Raw genomic sequence first — 17,962 nt, 5'->3', positions numbered from 1 at the left:
CTGATTATCGTATTTTAAAACGAATTCCGAATCAATTTAAACGAGAGTCTTATCAAGACCCTAAATTATTTGTAGCGACCATTATCGATCTTAAAACCATGGGTCTGATACCAAAAGCCATGAAATTCTTGAAATAGGACTGTCATTTACCTCTCCACGGGTGAGGGGATAGTTGCAGTCATTGATAGCTACAATGAGTTAAATGATCCTAATAAGTTAATCCCCGAAGAAATTACAAAATAACCGGCATTACCAATGAGGCAAGGTTATTGATTGGGATAAAAGTCTTCGAATGTTGAGGTAATCTCATTAGTCATTTGTCATAACAGTAAATTTGATCGCAATTTTTTAGAGCTACAAACGCCTGAGCATATTGGTCAGTTAGTGGAAAAAAGGCCTTTTGTCTGCACCCATCCAAGACATGGATTGGCGCAATCGGGGGATATGAAAGAGCAAATTAGAATACTTAAACTTTTAGTTGGGTTATTTCTATGAAGGCATCGCGCCATTGTTGATTGTCGGGCTACATTAAACCTTCTCTTGCAGGAGCAAGGGGCTTTTGAAGAGCTTAAATCAAAAGTCAAAGCAAAAGAAACCCTATTGTGCGCTGAAAAATGCGGCTTTTGATAAAAAGGACTTACTCAAGTTAAGAAAGTATCGTTGGTCGGATGGTTCAGGTAGGCTGCCAAAATGTTGGTGGTCGATTATTCCTAATGAACAACTGACCGATGAAAAAGCATGGTTAGATGAACAAATCTATTGTCGAGTCGGTGCTTCAGATACCTTACGACGAAGTGAAATCACCGCCTTTAAAAGGTATTCGTTTCGAGCAGAGCAGGTTTGAATCAATCAGATGGTTCTTTTTTAGACTAGATTGCTTGAGAGAAAAATAAGTTTCTAAAAATACTTAAACGTCAAGACTGTTTTTTTAGAAGTTATTTGTTAGTATGTCTGTTCGCAGTTATGTTTTTCAATCTCAACCCATCTTGTGGATATTTATCTTAATTTTAGCATGAAGTCCTCGATACTTTCTTTCAATATTAAAATAAACTCCTTTGCTGGCAAGGATTTTTATTCTTTATGCAGGAAAAATGCTTCAATTTTTTTATCCACAAAATCTGTGGATAAAGCTGTGCATAGCTTGTCAAACATTATATAAAGTTAATAGTTAGAATTGTGTTTATAAATTATCCAAAGCATGGCGACTCGAACAATTATAATTCCTTATTTGAGCCAATTGTGTATGAAGAGCGACAGGCTCACTATCCATCAAATTTTAAATTTAATATTTGTTTCCGGACAGATCCAATTAACTCAGGAAATTGTGAGAAGTGTAATGGGATTTATCCAAAACTCATTAATTTTTCTGCGAACTAGATGAGTTTTCTGCAAAGAATCTCTTTTAATTTAAAGCCATCAAAGTACTATTCTATATGGCTTTAAATTAGTTCAAACTATTGATAATTACTAAAGTTACCATAAAAAAATTTTATGGTAGCGAAGGGTAGGCTAGAAAGGACGTTGTCCTATATCACAAAGAGAATATTGCATTGCTCGTTCGCATGGAGCATTATCTACGCCATAGTATACTTCTAATTCTCCAATATTTTGAGAAGTTAATACCATTAAATCATTTTGTTTTGCAAATTCATGAATGTCATTAATGCCAGTTTTCCATAAATTCTTCAATACTGAATTAGGATCTAAAGAATCAATAGTTTTTTGTTCAAAATAGTCAAATAGTAAAGAAAACTCAGAGAAAGCCAACTTTAATTTCTGAATAACCAGAAAAATTTGTTCCTTCTCTAAGTACATTGTATTTCCTTCCCAAATAATGAGGGTGGGTAACTGAAAATTAATATTCGAAGAGGTTAACATGTGTATAAAATCTTCTTTAGTATAATCAGCTCTTAAGTAAGTAGCATTTTTGTCGAGTCCATGACTTTTAAATATGTTCTCTTTCTCATCTAAAATTTCAGCTTTATCAATTTCCCAGAATCTTACTTGAGCATATTTAGGAGCATTTTTTTTATCCTTTTGATTTTCTATATTTTTTTTATAAGCTCTTATATCAAATCCGGCTCCTAATATAATAACTTGTTGGTAATTGTTTTCTTTTATATATTTTTCATATTGTTTATTAATCCATCTTTCGCGGGAGCTTACTGTTTTAATCTGCTTAATGTCTGGCCTTTTTTCGGCATTATTTATATCTTCCTCATTTAAAAAGAGTCGAGCGGACTCATTATGTGCAAGAGGTGTTTGGCGATTACCATAACCCATTTTTTGCCAAAATGAAGGCTGAGAAGTAATATATTTAACGGCCATAACAGGCTTCGCTGTTTTACTTACTTCTATCTTAGTTTGCATTGAATCTCCTTTTAAATATTGATTAAAAACCCTCTCATTCAAAGCTCTAAAATTCATTGGATAGTATATGAATTAAGAGTTCAGAATTTGGGTTTTGAACAAGTTCCTCTTTTTGTGTTTTTGAAAGTGTTTTGATGTAACGTTCAATGCGCATAGCTTTTCTTTTATTGCCCTTAATTTCCCAGCTTTGAGCAATTGAGAGAGGTTTGAAGCTTCTCGTATATTTCCCACCTTTGCCTGTGAGGTGGTCTAAAAACCGTTTTTCAAGATTATCTGTATAACCTGTGTAATAGCTTTGATTGCTACAGCGTAAAATATAAACCCAATAGATTTTTTCAGGCATATTGCAGAATAGTTACTTAGATTTAACTTGGATGAATATAGCGTGTTGTATAGTACTAATCAAACCTATGGGAATAATTAGAGCTAGATAACGTACCTTATCCATCACAAACAGGGTATAATGAGGAAAAAAAAGAGACCCTATGAATTTATTGGATGAGCAAAATTCAAAAAATCGAAAGTTTGTGATAGATAAGATTTTCCATCCTTTGGATGTTCATTTTGACACCAATTCACTTTCTGCGTGGTTGTCTTATTATTACTCAGTGCATGTGAAGGGGGCTCCTGAAAAAACCGAACAAGCTAAAATGAAAGACTTGAGTAAATTTATAAATTTCTTTCAAATGGAAGTAGGGCATGACTTGGTTGATAGTTGGACACCGGCGGTTAGCAAACATTTTCAGAAGCATTTATGTAAAACTATCTCTGAAAAAACCGGAAAACCTTACAAAGCCACTTCAATAAATCGAACAATGGCAACCATCCGCCATGTAGGTCGTTGGCTTCATCAACAGCGACCTTTATTAGCAGGCGACCCATTAGCCCAAGTCAAAGATTTGCAAACTGATGCACCGGATTGGAATGGATTAACGTCGCGTCAATTAATGCGATTAAAGTCTGCTTGTGAGCAGCGTATTAAAAGTTGTACCCGTAAAAATCAAAATCCACTGATGGAGACAGCACTCTTTTATTTATTATTAGGTACAGGACTTCGTGAATCAGAAGTTGTTTCATTGAATGTAAATCAATATCGACAAAAAGGACTATGCGATGTACTACGTCATAAATCAAAACGCATTAGTCAAAAAATTCCTTTACCACAAGAGAGTAGGGTGTACTTAGATCAATATTTAGAAAAGAGAGAAGGACAGGAAGATGAACCTTTATTTATTTCACGATATGGGACACGATTACAAACATTAGATGTTTATAGAATATGTCAGAGAGTATTAAAGCAAGCTTTGGCTTTTTTACCCGAGCAGGAGAAATTTGATTTTACACCGCATAAACTCCGGCATACTTTTTTAAAGAGGGTCACAGATAAACATGGAGTACACTTTGCTCAAGAACTAAGTGGCAATGTTTCCATTAAGGAAATCTTTCGTTATGCCAAACCGAGCCAGGAGGAGATGCAAGAAACAATTGAGGAACTCTTCATCTGATATAGTCTATGGGTTCTTTAAATCGTAATTTTGGAGATATATGAATATTATTACACCAAAGCCTTTAATAAAAGGCGATATAATTGGTCTTGTTTCTCCTTCCAGTTCTTTAAGACCAGGTGTGATAGATGCTGGGGTTCATTTTCTAAAGGATTTGGGTTTTAAACTAAAATCAGGTAATCATATTAATTGATAGTAATAGATTTCTAGCAGGCAATGATGAAGATCGTGCCCAAGATGTTATGGATTTTTTTAAAGATCCGGAAATTAAAGGCATTATCGCTACTCGAGGAGGGCAGGGATCTCAGCGACTTTTGCCATTGCTGGATTACCATGCAATTACAGAAAATCCAAAAATTTTAGTTGGTTTTAGTGATACAACTGCTCTGCAATTAGGCATTCTTAAAATGACAGGTCTTGTCTCTTACACTGGATTTACATTAACCACCAAATCTAATCAGTTCATCAAGAAAACATTATTGTCCTGCCTTTTTGATGAGCAGTATTGTATTACTGAAGGTGAAGGTGTTAATCCTGGTATAGTAGAGGCAGCTATTGTGGGAGGGAATTTGTCACTTCTTACCTCCTTAATCGGCACACCCTATCAGCCTGACTTTGAAGGTAATATTTTGTTATTAGAGGATGTAGCTGTAGAGCCATTTAATATAGATAGAATGTTATCTCATCTAGAGCTAGCCGGAGTATTTGGTAAGATTTCTGGGCTTATCTTCGGACAATTTGAGGATTGTGTTTCAAATTTTGATAATCGAGACGGCACTATTGATGAAGTAATTTCTGAATGGTCGATGCGTTCTAAAGTGCCATGTATTAAAAATTTTCCATATGGGCATGGGGACAAAAATTGTGTATTACCTATAGGAAAGAAAGTTACATTGGATGCTGGTGTTAATTCTGTCACTATCTATTAAATTTTTAGATTTTCCCTGTTCTCTTTGAAAATACATTATTGAAAAAGTCTCAAATAATGGTGCGAGACTCTTGTCAGATTGAATTCATATGGCTTTTAAAAAGTATAAGTAAATAGCAATTGAGAATTGTAGGAACTCATTAAATTTAAAGATGTATAGTCTATTTGTATTGGAAATTATAACACTAGGTGATATAATTTAACAAAAAGGGTTCTACGTGGATATTTATAAAATAACTGCATTCTCTGAATGGGCTGACGAATATAAAGTTTCTAATGAGGTCCTTCTTAATGCAATAAATGAAATGAATAATGGATTATTTGATGCCAATTTAGGTGGAAATGTATACAAAAACGTATTCCTTTAGACAATAAGGGAAAAGAGGTGGGGCTAGGACTATAATAGCTTTTAAATACAATGATAAAGCGTTTTTTATATATAGCTTTGCAAAAAATAAACAGGCCAATATCAGCGAAAAGGAACTTAAAGCGTTAAAAAAATTGGCTAAGATTTATTTTTCTTTAACTGATGAAGAAATATCGGATGCTTTGCGTGCTGGTAGTCTGATTAAGGTGGATAAAGAATGAAAAAGTCAATTTTAGATGTCGTGCATGGGGCTGCTAAAGGTCTTTATGATGCAGGGATTGTTGATGCGACAACAATGCATGAGTTTGATGCTTTATGTTTGCCTACCATTAAATCTTTCACGGCACAGGAAATAAAAAGTTTACGTTTAAAAGAACATGTAAGCCAAGTTGTGTTTGCAAAATATCTTAATACATCTCCATCAACAGTTCGCCAATGGGAACAAGGAGAAAAAAATCCAAGAGGAACATCTTTGAAACTGCTGAATTTAGTGGCTGATAAAGGCCTGTCTATACTTAGTTAAATTAGGAATTGACTGTGTGGAATTCTCTTTTTAGTTCAATAATTGGTGGTGTCGTTGTTTTGTATTTTGGGCACTTTTTTAAATCAGCAGATAAGACGTTGCAATACGTTGAAGAAGCATTTTTATTAAGTAATCAAATTAACGATTATGCTTTAAGCATACTTAGTCAAATTACACTGCAAGTAGGGCTTTTAAGTCAAATTCGGATTTATCTTCTTTAAAAGATACAAAGCAAATAGAAAATCCATTTCCTCGATTGCTTATGATAATGGAGTTGCACCTGAATTTGCCCAAAGAATCATTAGTCAAATTATCGGAGATTCATAAAGAACTATTGATATCCTTTAGACCAATAGCGGAAGCAATTAATAAAGGAAAAAATCAAGATGAATTATATAACAAGGCGATCATAAGTGGTACTGAAGGGGTGAATAAGGCACATGAATTAAGTAAAATTTTATTAACTTTTGTTAGAAACAAGAATAGCTCCTTAAAAAATACAACCCAAATCACAAATATTTTTTCATTAGTAAAGAGTTTTACTTATTCTGTTTTTTTGAAATTAAAAATGTTTTTCAAAATACCTACTAAGTCTGATTAATTGTATAATCGAGTTTATATCATGCCAACTATCAGCAAGTTGGCATGTGAAATGGTGATTATATCTAAATACTCATATGTTTTAGTAACTCAAAATAATAAGGAGCAGTAGTTGCTCTATGAAAATCTTTAGGATTATCTTTAATTCCTTTTTCCGTATATTTGTATTTAATCTCTTTTAAGTAATCCATAACTACTTTTTTTGACTCTGGTTCTAATAAATTCTTCCCTGTCCCTTGATATCCCATAGACAAGGGGCCAAACAAATAACTATCCAAATCTGAGTTATTGGCTTCACGTAACTCATCTACTATAGATTGTATGTAAATTCTTTGTAACTCTTTGGATTTAAAAAGTAAGGAATATTTCAGCATAATTGAAGGATAATGATTCAAGGTTGAAAGCCATTTATTGATTTGAGGTACATTTGCCAGAATTTCATCAGGGGAGCTTATATCAATGAATCCTCTCAGAGCGTCATCGGTGGTGTGAGGAGTGAGTGATTTAGAATTTAAAAGTTCAGCAAAAAAGACTTTTAATAGAGGTTGATCATCTTTAATATAGTTTCCTAAACTTCTATGTCTTTGATTATATAACATTAAACCTTGTACGATTTTATCTTTAACTTCTGAATTTGTTGTTTCATTATAGAGTTTTATTAGTTTTTGAACTAAATTAGGCTCATTATCTTCTGCTACAAGCCTATCAATCATGATTCCTCTTTTTACTTCATTTAGATTCGAATCATATGCGAACTGCATTTGAACAGCTGAAGGGGATGATACATAGTGTATTGGAGGGGAATCCATTAACATTTGAAACTCCTCATAGGGCATTTCATTAAGTTCAAGAGTTGTTACATTTTCTAAGTTTCTTTCTTCTTGAAGATCAGAAGAGTTTATTGGCTTTATTCTTTCATCATTATAATACGGGAAGAAATTAAATATAACTTTAGGTAACCAAACCTTACCGGGCATTGTGTTTACACCTTGACTGAAGAAAGCCCACCAGGCATAGGTATCGCAGCGCCAAGTTCCACACTCGATAATTGTTCCTGTGTTCGGAATTCCTGAGCCGACATGATAGTTCGTATCATTTGTATATTTTGGACACCACCAACGCTGATGATTCGCCTCTACAAGGACTCTGTAGCCAAATGGTCCTCTATCAGATACTCCATATCGACTGCCCCAATACTTTGATCGGGATTTAAAGTCGCTGATTAAGTTAATTTGGCCTACTGGATATTCATTAAGTACTTCTATGACTTGATCTGCATCATTTAGCATTCCGTCTGGTGACATCATATATGTAGTTGAAATACCTACATGGCCAGCCCAACCTAAACCTGGAATTAGTAAGTCTCTTGCCATAATTTCTGCTGGGTAAATATGTTTTGGGTATGCTGGTAAACTGTGTAGAGAGACTAAGAGAGTTGCTAATAAAATATTATTTTTTTCATCATTCCATTACTCCTTGAAAAACATTAGCAGGATAATGGAAAAAAATAATTTGTACAGCTTCAATTTAAATTGCTGAGAGGGAGGGTATGCGTTTCTCTCCTTGGTCTTCTTGGCGGCGGCGAATTTAACAAGTTAAGTCTGATTACTTCGATAATCAGACTTAACTTATTGATTTATAACGTGTATTCATCTAGTTAATGCAACCACATTTTTCTTATCATTTGTTTGGGACAAAAAATAACATCTACTGATGATACGTTGAGTACTTCAAAATCTTTGTGCTCTAAATTGACTACTGTAGAGACATCGTTGCTTCATTATTGTTGGACACACCCGTCTCTTGATTTATTTTTTTAGATATACTAGTCAATATTTCTTTGAGATTATTTATTGTGCTTTTGGCTGGATCTATAAAAGGATTATCGCAAATTTTATCTTTGATTTCATAAGAAAGACCAATTAATGTATTTAATTTAGTAATATAAATTTTTACTTGCTCATCGGTCTTAAATGCCTCAAAACCACTAAGGTCAGTACGAAGTTTTGATATTTGATTCATATATTGTTTAAACCAAGTGTTTCTAATTCCATTTTTAGATGTATATTTATAACAACTCTCAAGTAAAGAAGCTGCAAGAAGTGCATCTTTCGTTGTTTTTTGAAGCTTTTCATCTCTATTTATTATTGTATTCGGTTTGAATAATTTTAATCGAGTCACCAGTTATTTCCTTTTGTCTTTGAGTGGAAATTAATTATGCAATAAATTTATCTCAACCTATATAGGCAAATATACCCATCTGTTTAGGGGTAGCGACCCCATCTGTGTCAGAATTTAGATACCTCTAACAATTTTCAGCTTTTGGAAGCCACAACTCCATTGCTTTTAATTGAATCAAGTAAATCGGCTGTGCGAGAACTTATAGAACCCAAACGGATTTCGGGGAAATTAATTTCTACTTTGTTAACCGCACTAATAGCATCCATAGTTAAAGAATTTTCAATCAATGCTTCTAATCCTTCTACTTTTTTGGCTTTCCTGTCCTTGTGAGGGTAAGGCCAGAAACTATTAATTTCCTTATTAAGTTTACTTATTAAATTTCGTATTTCTGTAATCTGTTGTGTGGAAAGACTAGATTGTTTTTCTTCAATTGCAGCGGGAGTATTTTCTGATTGATTTTTGCTAAAAAACCCTCTAGTTAACACAGTTGAAGCAAAATTGGTTTTAAGAGCTTTATTTAAATTTGTTATAAAATTTTCCTGAAAGTAAGTGACTGCATAGGTTCCAACACTCTCTACTTCACCGTCAAACAACTCATCTATTCTCTCATTTGTAATCTTATTTGCACTATTAAAAGCCTGCTCTATTATGTCGTGTTCTGCTAATTCCCTTATGAATGTATTATACTCACTAAAAACCTCTTCTTCTCGACGTATAGCTTCTAAAGCTTCGTTTTTTACACGCAGTAAAGTTTCTGAAAGTCCAGATGAGGCATGAGTTAATGCTGGATCATTTAAAGCTATTCCCGTGGCACGTGCTGTTGCAAGAGCAAAACTCTGTGCATCTTCACTTTTATACTTTGCCTTATAAGCTTCCGTAGCTAAAAAAACTACTTGATTAAATTGCTCAATATTCATAATGTTTATGCCTCAAATTAAAATGGAAGTTGACATTATTTTTGTCAGTGAAATTAGAAAACATGTTAAATTTAAACTCCCTGTTTATATATTATACAGAAAGTATAGGTTATCTATATGGGTAAAAGTACCCACATGTAGTAGTAAATAAATGCAGCTGCATACTTTGCAGGGAATATAAGAAAATTTAGACCCTCTACTGAAATAAGCTTTTATGGGAGGGCGGCTCTAAATTAATAGGTACCTAGGAACAAATTACACTCAGCAATTTAAACACATGCTTACGATTTTTACCAATGATGGTGTCAATTTCTCAGTCACTAACTAGAGCTTTTTCATCAATGATTTTAGAGGCTCTCATCAACGAAGCGTCTATTTCCAATAGACCTTGGCGCTTAGGGCTCCCGTAGCTTTTATAATACTTCTTCTATTGTCGATTTATGTACACCGATTCATCGGCTATCTGTTGCTGTGTATAACCTGAATGCACAAAAGCTTGTATTTTACATCGCTTCAGATAGTCCAAACGCACACAACTCATTAAACAACTCCTGTACTAAAACAGTAGAATATATGAATTTTATAACAACAAGGAATCCCTTAATTTACATGAGGTTATAGAAAATTTAATGTCAAATGAAAAAATCAATTTATTGGCTGCAGCCTAGACTGGTAAAGGGTTGTAGGCATGCTCTAGGAAATTTCGTACCTTCCTGAAAAGAACCCCTTGTAGCAAAGAATATTTTGTAAAAGGTGAAAATGTATGTTTGGGCTGCGAATATGAATCTGCTAATTTAGTCTGTCGATATTGTGAAACTGAAACAGATATTGAAGATTTAGATGAGAACTCGATTTGTGGTTATTGCAAACACCGGTTTTCCAAAGACTAGTAGTCAACCCATTAGTAATTAGTTCCATCAAAAATAAAGTTTACTAAATATAGTTAAATTAACTACATTTTTTAACTAATTTCATGTTGAACTACTGTTGGTCATTAAGTAGGACAGAAAAGTAAACAAAACCCCCGTTTATTTAATCTATAATTGCGCGATATAGTAAATCTTGCTATAGTAATGATTACTACACAAGGCGTTATTGATGAAAATAATAAAAACTAAATTTTTTGCCAAGTGGGCTATAAAAAATCAAGTTAGTGATGAATCGCTTAATATCGCTGCTAAAGAAATTGCTATTGAAATTTACGAGGCTAATTATGGTGGTGGTGTAATAAAAAAGCGTGTTGCGAATAAAGGCAGAGGAAAGAGTGGTAGTACAAGAACTATCGTCGCCTTCAAAAAAGGGAAACATTGTTTTTTTGTTTTTGGGTTTGAGAAGAATGCCAAAAGTAATATTTCTTCTAATGAAGAAAAAGCTTTTAAAATTATTGCTAAATCATTGTTGGCTTATTCTGATGTGGAGATTAATAAGCTGATAAAAGAGGGGGCATTAGTGGAGATTGAGAATGAGTAAAATTATTGATGCTATGTTAGAAACTGCCAAAGATCTTCGGTTAGATGCAATTACTATTAAAGAAATAGAAATGCTTAACTTAAGTGAGGTTAAAGAACTTGAGGCACAAGAAATAAAGAACATGCGAATTAAAGAAAAAGTTAGCCAAGCTGTAATGGCTAAAATATTGAATGTTACTCCATCTACCTATCAAAAGTGGGAACGAGGGGAGGTACACCCCAAAGGAGCTAATCTTAAACTACTGCGTTTAGCTCATGATCATGGAATTCAATATATTTTATCTTAGATGGCGGTCGAGTTGTTATTGACTCAAACGGCCTGTTAATTCTGATTGATAGTATTTGAAGTAGTAGAGTTTAGCGAGGTCTGACTAACCCCCTGTGCAACAAAAAAAGGTATAGTTGATGGAAAGAACTTCTAATGATCCGCTGCATGGCATTACGCTAGAGGCTATCTTAAATAGTTTGTTGATTTATTATGGCTGGGAAGGCTTGGCGGAAAGAGTCAAGATCAACTGCTTTTCTTCGAACCCCAGCATCAAATTAAGCCTTAAATTCCTGCGCAAAACGCCATGGGCAAGGACTGAAATAGAAACCCTTTATCTTGCTTCATTAAAAAGTAAAGACTGCGACAACTCATCATTACTGGAGTAATAAATAATATGAAAGATGTTTTAATTAATAAAGAACATGTTGAACTCTTTAAAATTCTTAAATTTGAAGGTATCGCCTCGAGTGGAGCAGAAGCTAAGGATATGATAGCTTCGGGCACCGTGTTGGTAAACGGCATAATAGAAAAACAGAAAAGAAAAAAGATGGTTGCAGGAGATACGATTGAATTGAAAGGTGAGATCTTTCGGTTAAAGTTGGGCACCAATTAACATTTTTATACGCTCAGGTCTGGTAAAAATGGGTGAAAATCAAGAAGGATTACAGTGTTCCAAAGGTATTTTCATATTGATAGTAGGGTGTTTTTGCTGAGAGCTAGAAAAGCATCTAAAGTCTGATTAATCTTAAAACTAGATTTATCTGTTAAAAATTGCTGGAAAGTATGCAATAAAAATATGGGTAAAATTAAGCATACCATAATCTCAAAAATACGTCTAAAATATAGGCGCATTGGATTTTAAATAATCCTTGTTTCCTTTCCAAATGATTAGTCTACCAATTTAGGAGCCTCCAAAATGCCAAATTTTTTCGCAAAATGTCCTGACGACGTCGTTTTGGAGATTATTAGTAAAATTTCTCGTAGAACTCAAGCAAAGTTAGCGCAAGTTGATAAACGATTTAATTTATTAATGAAAAATGAGAAGTTAGAACTAGCTAACTATAAAATTAAAAATCAGAAAAAATTGCCATATGTTAAAACCACTCGCGAAAAAGATATTTTAGACGATTATGCATTACTGTCCTCTAAATCTGAGTTTACTTATGATGAAGTTCAGGAATATATTGCTAACTTTATCAAAAATAGCCATTCTGCAAAGGAACTACAATACCAAGATGTATTATCTGTCCAATCTAGAATTAGCTTAATCCCTAATTTAGAAGGTGTTATTAAAAAGCCCATCATGTTAATGGTAACGATGCATGTCTTATCCTATTTAGAATTGTTTTATGAAGACCAACCTAAGAATCAATTTGTATCTGAAATCATTCAAAAAGATTTATTTCATTTTATTACCTGTCTTATGATAAACGATAGGGCAGATGTTATTCGATTGGAAAATAATGGTTTACTCGCAGTTGGGCGATTTAGTGTGTCTGAGCTAATTTTAAAATATAGTGTGGCTGTTGCACAATTTATGAATAAATTTAAGCTAACAGAAATAAAAGAAGAAGAAATTCTAAAAACCCAAGATGAAAAACTGAAACCTTATAAAAAATTTTTCTGCCGTGAATATGATTCCTCTATTTTTAAGAATGAAGAAGATTATAAAATGATAACTCTAGGACGAAAAGGATGTATTTTTCTCGATGAACAAGGCAAATTAGGGCAATCACGTTATAGATTTATAGACCCAACATTTTTAGATTATTTTGCTGCCTTAACACCTCAGGCAATTTCAGGTCGAAGAAACGACATTGTGTTGTTTGTAAAAAATAATCCAAATGATTTATTGCAACCTTATATGTCAAGTAGGCCTAGCGCTCCGGAACTTGCGCCCTGACGCAAAAGTCTAAAATATTAAGAGCGCGGAAAATCCCCTATAACATTACAATAAATGTCTGTGAAGATCGCTTAAGTGATTATTCCTGATTCCCTTTGAATATAATTTTTTTAAAACATTAATTTCATATAGGGGTGATGGAATGGTTAACCGACGTAAGGAGATTTTTTGATGCTTAGTTTAAAGGGGTGTTAAATTTGAAACCCAAGTAGAGGAGAGAAGAGGAAATACCTCAGCCAGTTGAATCCGCCGTAAATAATATCTGTTAAGTCTGATTACCGTGATAATCAAATCAAACTGAGTTCTTATCATGTCACATGGATAGTTCTTGATGATAATCACTTGCCGATTAAACCGATTACTGAGTTTGTTCGCTATCTAAATAACATAGACAAATCGCCGTGCACGGTGAAAAGCTATGCGTATTGTTTGAAATTATTTTGGGATTACTTAGTTGATAACAATTTGATTGTGATATCGAAGCTTTAAGCACGCTCATCAAGAAAGAAAAACCTCAAGGAACAATTGAGCTCTATGAAGCTAAACTAAACTCTATTAATGATCGAATTCATGAAATTGAACGAGGAGTATCTCCCACAAGGTAAATTATCCTTAATCTAAGGTTTTACTCTGCCTAGATTCTAATTTTCCCGGTTTTGCTTGCTATAATAAACCCAGTCCTGCCCTCGATAGAAATGAATGATCTAATAAGGAAATTCGAAGCCCTAAAGTAGAAAGTAATAGCAAGCGTTTTCTTCCTCAAGAGAGGAAAACATTAAAAAGCATTCCAAAATGGAATCTCATGCCCTCCTTCTATTCGTTTGCCCTTTCAGAAAGAAATCGAATAAAATATCACCGATTAGACAAATATTGGAACTATTTTGAGAGAGGTATCGCCATGAAAATTGAAGTATATAATGAATTAATTCGGTTACATCGCATAGCCAATGACGTAAATCAAACTACTGATGTTCGAAGACAAGCGACTGAAGATTTTGAAAGACTTTTTCAGGCGAGCGATGATACGATGAAACGAATCGTCCAAGATGCCATTGCTCCCGCTTCCTCTACACAAGGTTCACTATTGTATACCTACCGCGCAGCCCTAACAGATTACTCAAGAACCCATTCTATATTTTCTGCGGCGGATACTTTTTTTCGTGCAGCTGGTACAAGATTGACAAATCCCGAAGAGCCCACTCACGGAAGCTCTTTTTCTCCTAATAATTAATAATTCTCTCCTTATAAATTAGGGAGTTTATAAAAATCAGATAGTAGATTTAATTTATAGAATTAGCAAGCGCCTGATTTACTTAAGAATAGAGTAATCCCTTGCTATAATAACATTTAGGGGTTCTTCCACAGGATCCGTATTAATAATCATTTTTTGTGAGAAAAACATACAAATTTCTGCGCTATATGTTTTAGCCTTCACAAGTAACTAACCGAGTCGTAACGACTTATATATCTTCACCAATTTTTTAAATTGTGAAGTGGTCAAGGAAAATGTTACACCCCAGTTAAGCAACTTTTATAAAAAAATCCCTCTGTTTTTCAAATTGATTTGGGCTTAAATATTAAATAAGAATGCAATCTGTGGCTGTTATAGAACATGGTGATGTAATTCAAGATGTCCTGTTGAGCTTCCCATCGAGTTTGATAGTTTCGCCATTGAACTCGTTCTTTTTTTAAACTTCCAAAGAAGCTCTCAATAACCCTATTATCCCAGCAATCTCCCTTTTTACTATGCTACCAATATAACCTTTATTCTTTAATAAATTACGGTATTGGTAACTTGGGAAAAGAACAGGGATTAGCTCCCTTTGCAACCGATAAAGTTGATTGTTTTTTAAACTAAGGGATTTTAAATTCGGGCTTATGTAATCAAATAATTCGATTAGCTTTTTTTGAGGTAAGCTGAATAGATTAGCTTGTACTAGGATTAGTTTTTCTATTTTTTTGTGTAAAAATTTTAATCCTTCAGGCCAGGAGAGGGCTACAGAAAGGACCGTTTCAGGATGCTCTTGAAAAGTTGCCTTCTTTTTAACAGGTATTGCCTGTAAAGTTCTGCATAGTAGGAATGTGAGCTATTGCTAGGCTTAAAATCTAAATATTTGATAAATAAAGGGATTGAATAGTAGATCGAAGTGATTGGACCGCTTTCACTAAACTATCAATTTGAAATTCATGTAAAGGGTAATTGCCGTTATTATGATTCAATTTAATGGTAAGACTTTTGACAGTCAAAGGGAGATTGGCGGTATAAAAGGGCAAATTATTACTAATACGAACTAGGTAAAAGCCAGTGGGTATCTCGACATCAGTATCTGGGCCTGCTTGTATGCGACCTGTTTCCTCTTTATAAATAGCCTCATAAATGAAAGCAACAGTTGCTATGGTTCTCGGGGAGACTTGCTAAGTTCTGTGCAACCGCAGCATTTTCAAAATTTCCAATGAGCGTCAATGTTGAAGAAAGTGGCTGAGGGTATTTTTTAGCAATAACAGGAGCTTGCAGGGGTTTCGGTTCGGAAATCTTAATACGCATTACATGCCTTTAACATAAAATAAAGACATTTTGTGATCGAGGTGCTCGTATAAGTGTCACATTTTAGCTTTTAAAACTAATTTGGTCAAAATTTAATAAAGGAAGAATTAGGTGACTTAACAATTTTATTTGAGCTCTCTGAAAAGAAAAGAGAGGGTAACGGTGGTTGCATGGACTTCAGCACTATCTATCGTTCCCCTTGTAAAAAAACACTTTCCCAATGAAAAATAGTAGAAGCTTTATCTTTTCCCACTCTGCAAATTCAGACGGTTATTGGGCAATCAGCATAAGACAAATACCCTGGGCCGATTGGATTGCGTTGCAGTGATTTGTTATTTTCTTCTTATGGTCTCTATTTTAATCCAGCGTTTTCCTGGAATAGGAAGGTATCAGGAGCCCAGTCGGCAAATTCATATCCTGCACCAATTTGCCAATGATCATTTATTATTTTTGCATCACAGCACCTATAGTGTAAGAAAAAGCCGTTTCAGTTTACCCAAGGGATAAGCCAAAAACCCCTACCCCCCAAAAGTTTTTCCCTTTAAAGCGACATAAGTATGCTGAATTTTATAACTGTAGATGAAGTTATCAAATAGCAGATCGGCGTCATCCAGCATTAAAAAACTCGCACACATCGTACAATTAAATTGCTGGTTTTGTTAAAAACAGTATTATTTTCAACGCCCAGGGGGAAACTTAAAAACCAGGCAAAGTCGGTATCGAACTGCGAGGAACTCCAGTAGAACCCCATCAAAAAATTGCCAAAGTTACAGGGTATTGCGTTATTAGAACATAAGGCATTATGGACCGCAGACCATTCTTTTATTGCAGGAAGATACCACTCTGGACTGATGTCTTGACATTTTTGAGCAGCACAGTTGGCAGTATCACCTGAACAAGCTAGATCATTTACAATGGCCCCGGTATTAGCAAAGCCGTCAGTAAGGCTGGTTGCGTTACTAATATCAGAAGGGAGGATAGTCCATAGGCTATTAAACTGTTGTGCCACATCTATAATTACCTTGCCACTGCCGTTGTTTTCTTGAAAAACCAATCCTCCCAAATGAAAAAAGGCAATCAAAGATTGCGGGCTATTGGCGGTATTGCTGCCACTGACAGTAATCATACAGGGTGCGTAGGGCGTATTGGATGTTAGCTCCAGAAGACAACTCGCTCCAGGGGCTAAGCTAGAGCAGGCACTGTCATCTACAGATAAATTTGGGCAGCCTGCTTTATTACTGACTGTAATTGCCTGTGCATTGACGGCACTGTCCGCATTATTAGTGATTTCTAAAGACAAGGGTGTCATTCCAAATACGGTAACTACCCTGCTTTGCTGTACCGGATTGGTGATGCTAATTTGAGGCTGGTTCGTCACAGTCACAGTGATATTCACCGTATTTGTATTTGTACCATTGATGGCTATAGTCGTAGGATCTACTGGTACAGGAGCCGTAAAACGTATAGTACAGCGTGCACCAATTGCAAGGCTTGTACCGCAGGTTGTGCTTTGCACGCTGATATTGCTTCCTAAAGGAATAGAGGCACCCACATTGTATGCGGGTTCTGGCGACGTCGCACTATTGGTTATAGTCACTAAACCAATTTTTCCCCTGAACAAATTTAAGGAGGTTGGGTTCACCGTTATCACAGCGCCTGCAGAAGGACGGCGAGTAATATTTAAACTGTTAGCCATATTAGGTTGGTAGCATTGGTTTGGATTTGGGCTACCATCTGGGTTAGATTGACACAGTACAGGCCCACCATGAACCCCATTCTTCGGTAGCGCACTACCGGTTATGGCAAGAATTAAGGAACAGCTACTGCCTATCTTTCCTTTGGGTGTCAGTTTGCAGGTTGTGGTTTGAATTATACCAGGTATAGGCTGAATTGTGAGTCTTTTAGATTTGCTGGATTGGTTTTGAACCCTATAATTTACTGTTGCTGTACCATTTTCCGGGACAATTTGGGTTGGATTACTTCCAGGTGCTGGAAAGATGGTCCAAAGAGGCGTTCCCGCATGTGCTGCTGTGCTTAGCAAGGAAAACAAAACAATGTTCATTAAAGTATTTTTTTTGCAATTTCTTTGCATGTCTCTGTCCTTAAGCCACGAAAATGGGATTCAAATAACCCAAAGTAAATAATGGGATTAGCTAAAACAATAAAATTTAAAGAACGGTTGATGAATGCATTACATCTTATTCAATAAGATTCAATAACGGAAGTGAAATTGCGCAATTTTTTAAAGGTTTAGTAAATCAACTTTAACTTATTGATTATGCTTATGTTTTCATGGCAGCCAGAGGGAGAAGGCTCTACCCCAAATGTAGGGGCACTTTAATCAGATTATAGTAATCTAACTCTTTGATTCCGCAATCAAAAGAGG

The 17,962-nt window shown here is 34.9% G+C and carries 20 protein-coding genes and 2 pseudogenes; 14 read left to right on the top strand and 8 right to left on the bottom strand.

From position 1 onward, the window contains the following. Positions 1–559: 559 nt before the first annotated feature. A complete protein-coding gene (locus tag clem_RS15125; RefSeq protein WP_232505451.1) occupies positions 560–844 on the top strand; it encodes a hypothetical protein in 285 nt (94 codons plus the stop codon). Positions 845–1,509: 665 nt separating this feature from the next. On the opposite strand, the gene clem_RS09745 is transcribed toward clem_RS15125, so the two are convergent. Together clem_RS09745 and clem_RS09740 are read right to left on the bottom strand one after the other, a co-directional pair. Beyond that, positions 1,510–2,370 (bottom strand): class I SAM-dependent methyltransferase, encoded by an 861-nt coding sequence (locus tag clem_RS09745; RefSeq protein ID WP_157698225.1) that lies wholly within the window; start codon positions 2,368–2,370, stop codon positions 1,510–1,512. Positions 2,371–2,416: 46 nt separating this feature from the next. Further along, positions 2,417–2,713 (bottom strand): GIY-YIG nuclease family protein, encoded by a 297-nt coding sequence (locus tag clem_RS09740; RefSeq protein ID WP_094091379.1) that lies wholly within the window; start codon positions 2,711–2,713, stop codon positions 2,417–2,419. A gap of 142 nt (positions 2,714–2,855) precedes the next feature. On the opposite strand from clem_RS09740, the gene clem_RS09735 reads away from it, so the two are divergent. The 7 genes from clem_RS09735 (at position 2,856) to clem_RS09715 (ending at position 5,914) form a co-directional block, all read left to right on the top strand. Continuing rightward, positions 2,856–3,875, top strand: coding sequence for a tyrosine-type recombinase/integrase (locus clem_RS09735; RefSeq protein WP_094091378.1), 1,020 nt, complete (start codon positions 2,856–2,858; stop codon positions 3,873–3,875). Positions 3,876–3,915: 40 nt separating this feature from the next. After that, the gene (locus clem_RS15345) at positions 3,916–4,068 is read left to right on the top strand and encodes a hypothetical protein (RefSeq protein WP_332460222.1); all 153 of its coding nucleotides are present in this window, start codon (positions 3,916–3,918) and stop codon (positions 4,066–4,068) included. A 49-nt stretch (positions 4,069–4,117) separates the two neighbouring features. Further along, on the top strand, positions 4,118–4,804 hold the full coding sequence (locus clem_RS09730; RefSeq protein WP_332460221.1) for a S66 peptidase family protein: 687 nt from the start codon (positions 4,118–4,120) through the stop codon (positions 4,802–4,804). A 217-nt stretch (positions 4,805–5,021) separates the two neighbouring features. Then, positions 5,022–5,171, top strand: coding sequence for a type II toxin-antitoxin system RelE/ParE family toxin (locus tag clem_RS15325; protein ID WP_269766784.1), 150 nt, complete (start codon positions 5,022–5,024; stop codon positions 5,169–5,171). Between the two features lie 31 nt (positions 5,172–5,202). Next, the gene (locus tag clem_RS15320; protein WP_332460237.1) at positions 5,203–5,391 is read left to right on the top strand and encodes a type II toxin-antitoxin system RelE/ParE family toxin; all 189 of its coding nucleotides are present in this window, start codon (positions 5,203–5,205) and stop codon (positions 5,389–5,391) included. Next, positions 5,388–5,693 carry a helix-turn-helix domain-containing protein gene (locus tag clem_RS09720; RefSeq protein WP_094091377.1) on the top strand — a complete coding sequence of 102 codons (306 nt, stop codon included), beginning with the start codon at positions 5,388–5,390 and terminating at the stop codon, positions 5,691–5,693. Before clem_RS15320 ends, clem_RS09720 begins: the two co-directional genes overlap by 4 nt. A gap of 14 nt (positions 5,694–5,707) precedes the next feature. Then, complete coding sequence (locus clem_RS09715; protein WP_094091376.1) at positions 5,708–5,914, top strand: hypothetical protein; 207 nt, start codon at positions 5,708–5,710, stop codon at positions 5,912–5,914. 444 nt (positions 5,915–6,358) lie between these two features. Here clem_RS09715 and clem_RS09705 read toward each other — a convergent pair whose 3' ends face one another. The 3 genes from clem_RS09705 to clem_RS09695 form a co-directional block, all read right to left on the bottom strand. After that, entirely contained in the window at positions 6,359–7,666 is a 1,308-nt protein-coding gene (locus tag clem_RS09705; protein WP_232505450.1) for a hypothetical protein, read from the bottom strand. Between the two features lie 382 nt (positions 7,667–8,048). Beyond that, positions 8,049–8,474, bottom strand: coding sequence for a hypothetical protein (locus tag clem_RS09700; protein ID WP_094091373.1), 426 nt, complete (start codon positions 8,472–8,474; stop codon positions 8,049–8,051). A 134-nt stretch (positions 8,475–8,608) separates the two neighbouring features. Then, positions 8,609–9,391 carry a hypothetical protein gene (locus clem_RS09695; RefSeq protein ID WP_094091372.1) on the bottom strand — a complete coding sequence of 261 codons (783 nt, stop codon included), beginning with the start codon at positions 9,389–9,391 and terminating at the stop codon, positions 8,609–8,611. A gap of 1,098 nt (positions 9,392–10,489) precedes the next feature. Between clem_RS09695 and clem_RS09690 the strand changes: the two genes are divergently transcribed. From clem_RS09690 to clem_RS09665, 6 genes are all read left to right on the top strand, one after another. Then, entirely contained in the window at positions 10,490–10,861 is a 372-nt protein-coding gene (locus clem_RS09690) for a type II toxin-antitoxin system RelE/ParE family toxin (RefSeq protein WP_094091371.1), read from the top strand. Further along, positions 10,854–11,147, top strand: coding sequence for a helix-turn-helix domain-containing protein (locus tag clem_RS09685; protein ID WP_094091370.1), 294 nt, complete (start codon positions 10,854–10,856; stop codon positions 11,145–11,147). Before clem_RS09690 ends, clem_RS09685 begins: the two co-directional genes overlap by 8 nt. 118 nt (positions 11,148–11,265) lie before the next feature. Further along, positions 11,266–11,514, top strand: coding sequence for a VF530 family protein (locus clem_RS09680; RefSeq protein WP_094091369.1), 249 nt, complete (start codon positions 11,266–11,268; stop codon positions 11,512–11,514). 8 nt (positions 11,515–11,522) lie between these two features. Further along, on the top strand, positions 11,523–11,741 hold the full coding sequence (locus tag clem_RS09675; protein WP_094091368.1) for an RNA-binding S4 domain-containing protein: 219 nt from the start codon (positions 11,523–11,525) through the stop codon (positions 11,739–11,741). A 303-nt stretch (positions 11,742–12,044) separates the two neighbouring features. Then, positions 12,045–13,031, top strand: coding sequence for an F-box protein (locus tag clem_RS09670; protein WP_094091367.1), 987 nt, complete (start codon positions 12,045–12,047; stop codon positions 13,029–13,031). An 898-nt stretch (positions 13,032–13,929) separates the two neighbouring features. Further along, complete coding sequence (locus clem_RS09665) at positions 13,930–14,262, top strand: hypothetical protein (RefSeq protein ID WP_157698224.1); 333 nt, start codon at positions 13,930–13,932, stop codon at positions 14,260–14,262. Positions 14,263–14,551: 289 nt separating this feature from the next. Here the strand turns inward: clem_RS09665 and clem_RS09660 are convergent. From clem_RS09660 to clem_RS09655, 3 genes and pseudogenes are all read right to left on the bottom strand, one after another. Further along, positions 14,552–14,833: pseudogene (locus tag clem_RS09660) on the bottom strand (IS3 family transposase); the annotation flags it as partial. Between the two features lie 1,095 nt (positions 14,834–15,928). After that, positions 15,929–16,187, bottom strand: a pseudogene (locus clem_RS15425) (hypothetical protein); the annotation flags it as partial. Between the two features lie 5 nt (positions 16,188–16,192). Further along, positions 16,193–17,668, bottom strand: a complete 1,476-nt coding sequence (locus clem_RS09655; protein WP_232505449.1) for a DUF1566 domain-containing protein — start codon at positions 17,666–17,668, stop codon at positions 16,193–16,195. Positions 17,669–17,962: the final 294 nt, after the last annotated feature.

Source organism: Legionella clemsonensis, from assembly GCF_002240035.1.
GTDB classification, from domain to species: Bacteria; Pseudomonadota; Gammaproteobacteria; order Legionellales; family Legionellaceae; genus Tatlockia; species Tatlockia clemsonensis.
The sequence above is the reverse complement of the archived record's forward strand: the minus strand, read 5'-3'. Positions and strand labels throughout refer to the sequence as shown.

Coding starts and splice junctions, on each gene's coding strand:
- clem_RS09745 (WP_157698225.1), bottom strand. CDS start 2,370: ATGCAAACTAAGATAGAAGTAAGTAAAACAGCGAAGCCTGTTATGGCC.
- clem_RS09740 (WP_094091379.1), bottom strand. CDS start 2,713: ATGCCTGAAAAAATCTATTGGGTTTATATTTTACGCTGTAGCAATCAA.
- clem_RS09735 (WP_094091378.1), top strand. CDS start 2,856: ATGAATTTATTGGATGAGCAAAATTCAAAAAATCGAAAGTTTGTGATA.
- clem_RS15345 (WP_332460222.1), top strand. CDS start 3,916: ATGAATATTATTACACCAAAGCCTTTAATAAAAGGCGATATAATTGGT.
- clem_RS09730 (WP_332460221.1), top strand. CDS start 4,118: ATGGATTTTTTTAAAGATCCGGAAATTAAAGGCATTATCGCTACTCGA.
- clem_RS09720 (WP_094091377.1), top strand. CDS start 5,388: ATGAAAAAGTCAATTTTAGATGTCGTGCATGGGGCTGCTAAAGGTCTT.
- clem_RS09705 (WP_232505450.1), bottom strand. CDS start 7,666: ATGGCAAGAGACTTACTAATTCCAGGTTTAGGTTGGGCTGGCCATGTA.
- clem_RS09695 (WP_094091372.1), bottom strand. CDS start 9,391: ATGAATATTGAGCAATTTAATCAAGTAGTTTTTTTAGCTACGGAAGCT.
- clem_RS09690 (WP_094091371.1), top strand. CDS start 10,490: ATGAAAATAATAAAAACTAAATTTTTTGCCAAGTGGGCTATAAAAAAT.
- clem_RS09685 (WP_094091370.1), top strand. CDS start 10,854: ATGAGTAAAATTATTGATGCTATGTTAGAAACTGCCAAAGATCTTCGG.
- clem_RS09680 (WP_094091369.1), top strand. CDS start 11,266: ATGGAAAGAACTTCTAATGATCCGCTGCATGGCATTACGCTAGAGGCT.
- clem_RS09675 (WP_094091368.1), top strand. CDS start 11,523: ATGAAAGATGTTTTAATTAATAAAGAACATGTTGAACTCTTTAAAATT.
- clem_RS09670 (WP_094091367.1), top strand. CDS start 12,045: ATGCCAAATTTTTTCGCAAAATGTCCTGACGACGTCGTTTTGGAGATT.
- clem_RS09665 (WP_157698224.1), top strand. CDS start 13,930: ATGAAAATTGAAGTATATAATGAATTAATTCGGTTACATCGCATAGCC.
- clem_RS09655 (WP_232505449.1), bottom strand. CDS start 17,668: ATGCAAAGAAATTGCAAAAAAAATACTTTAATGAACATTGTTTTGTTT.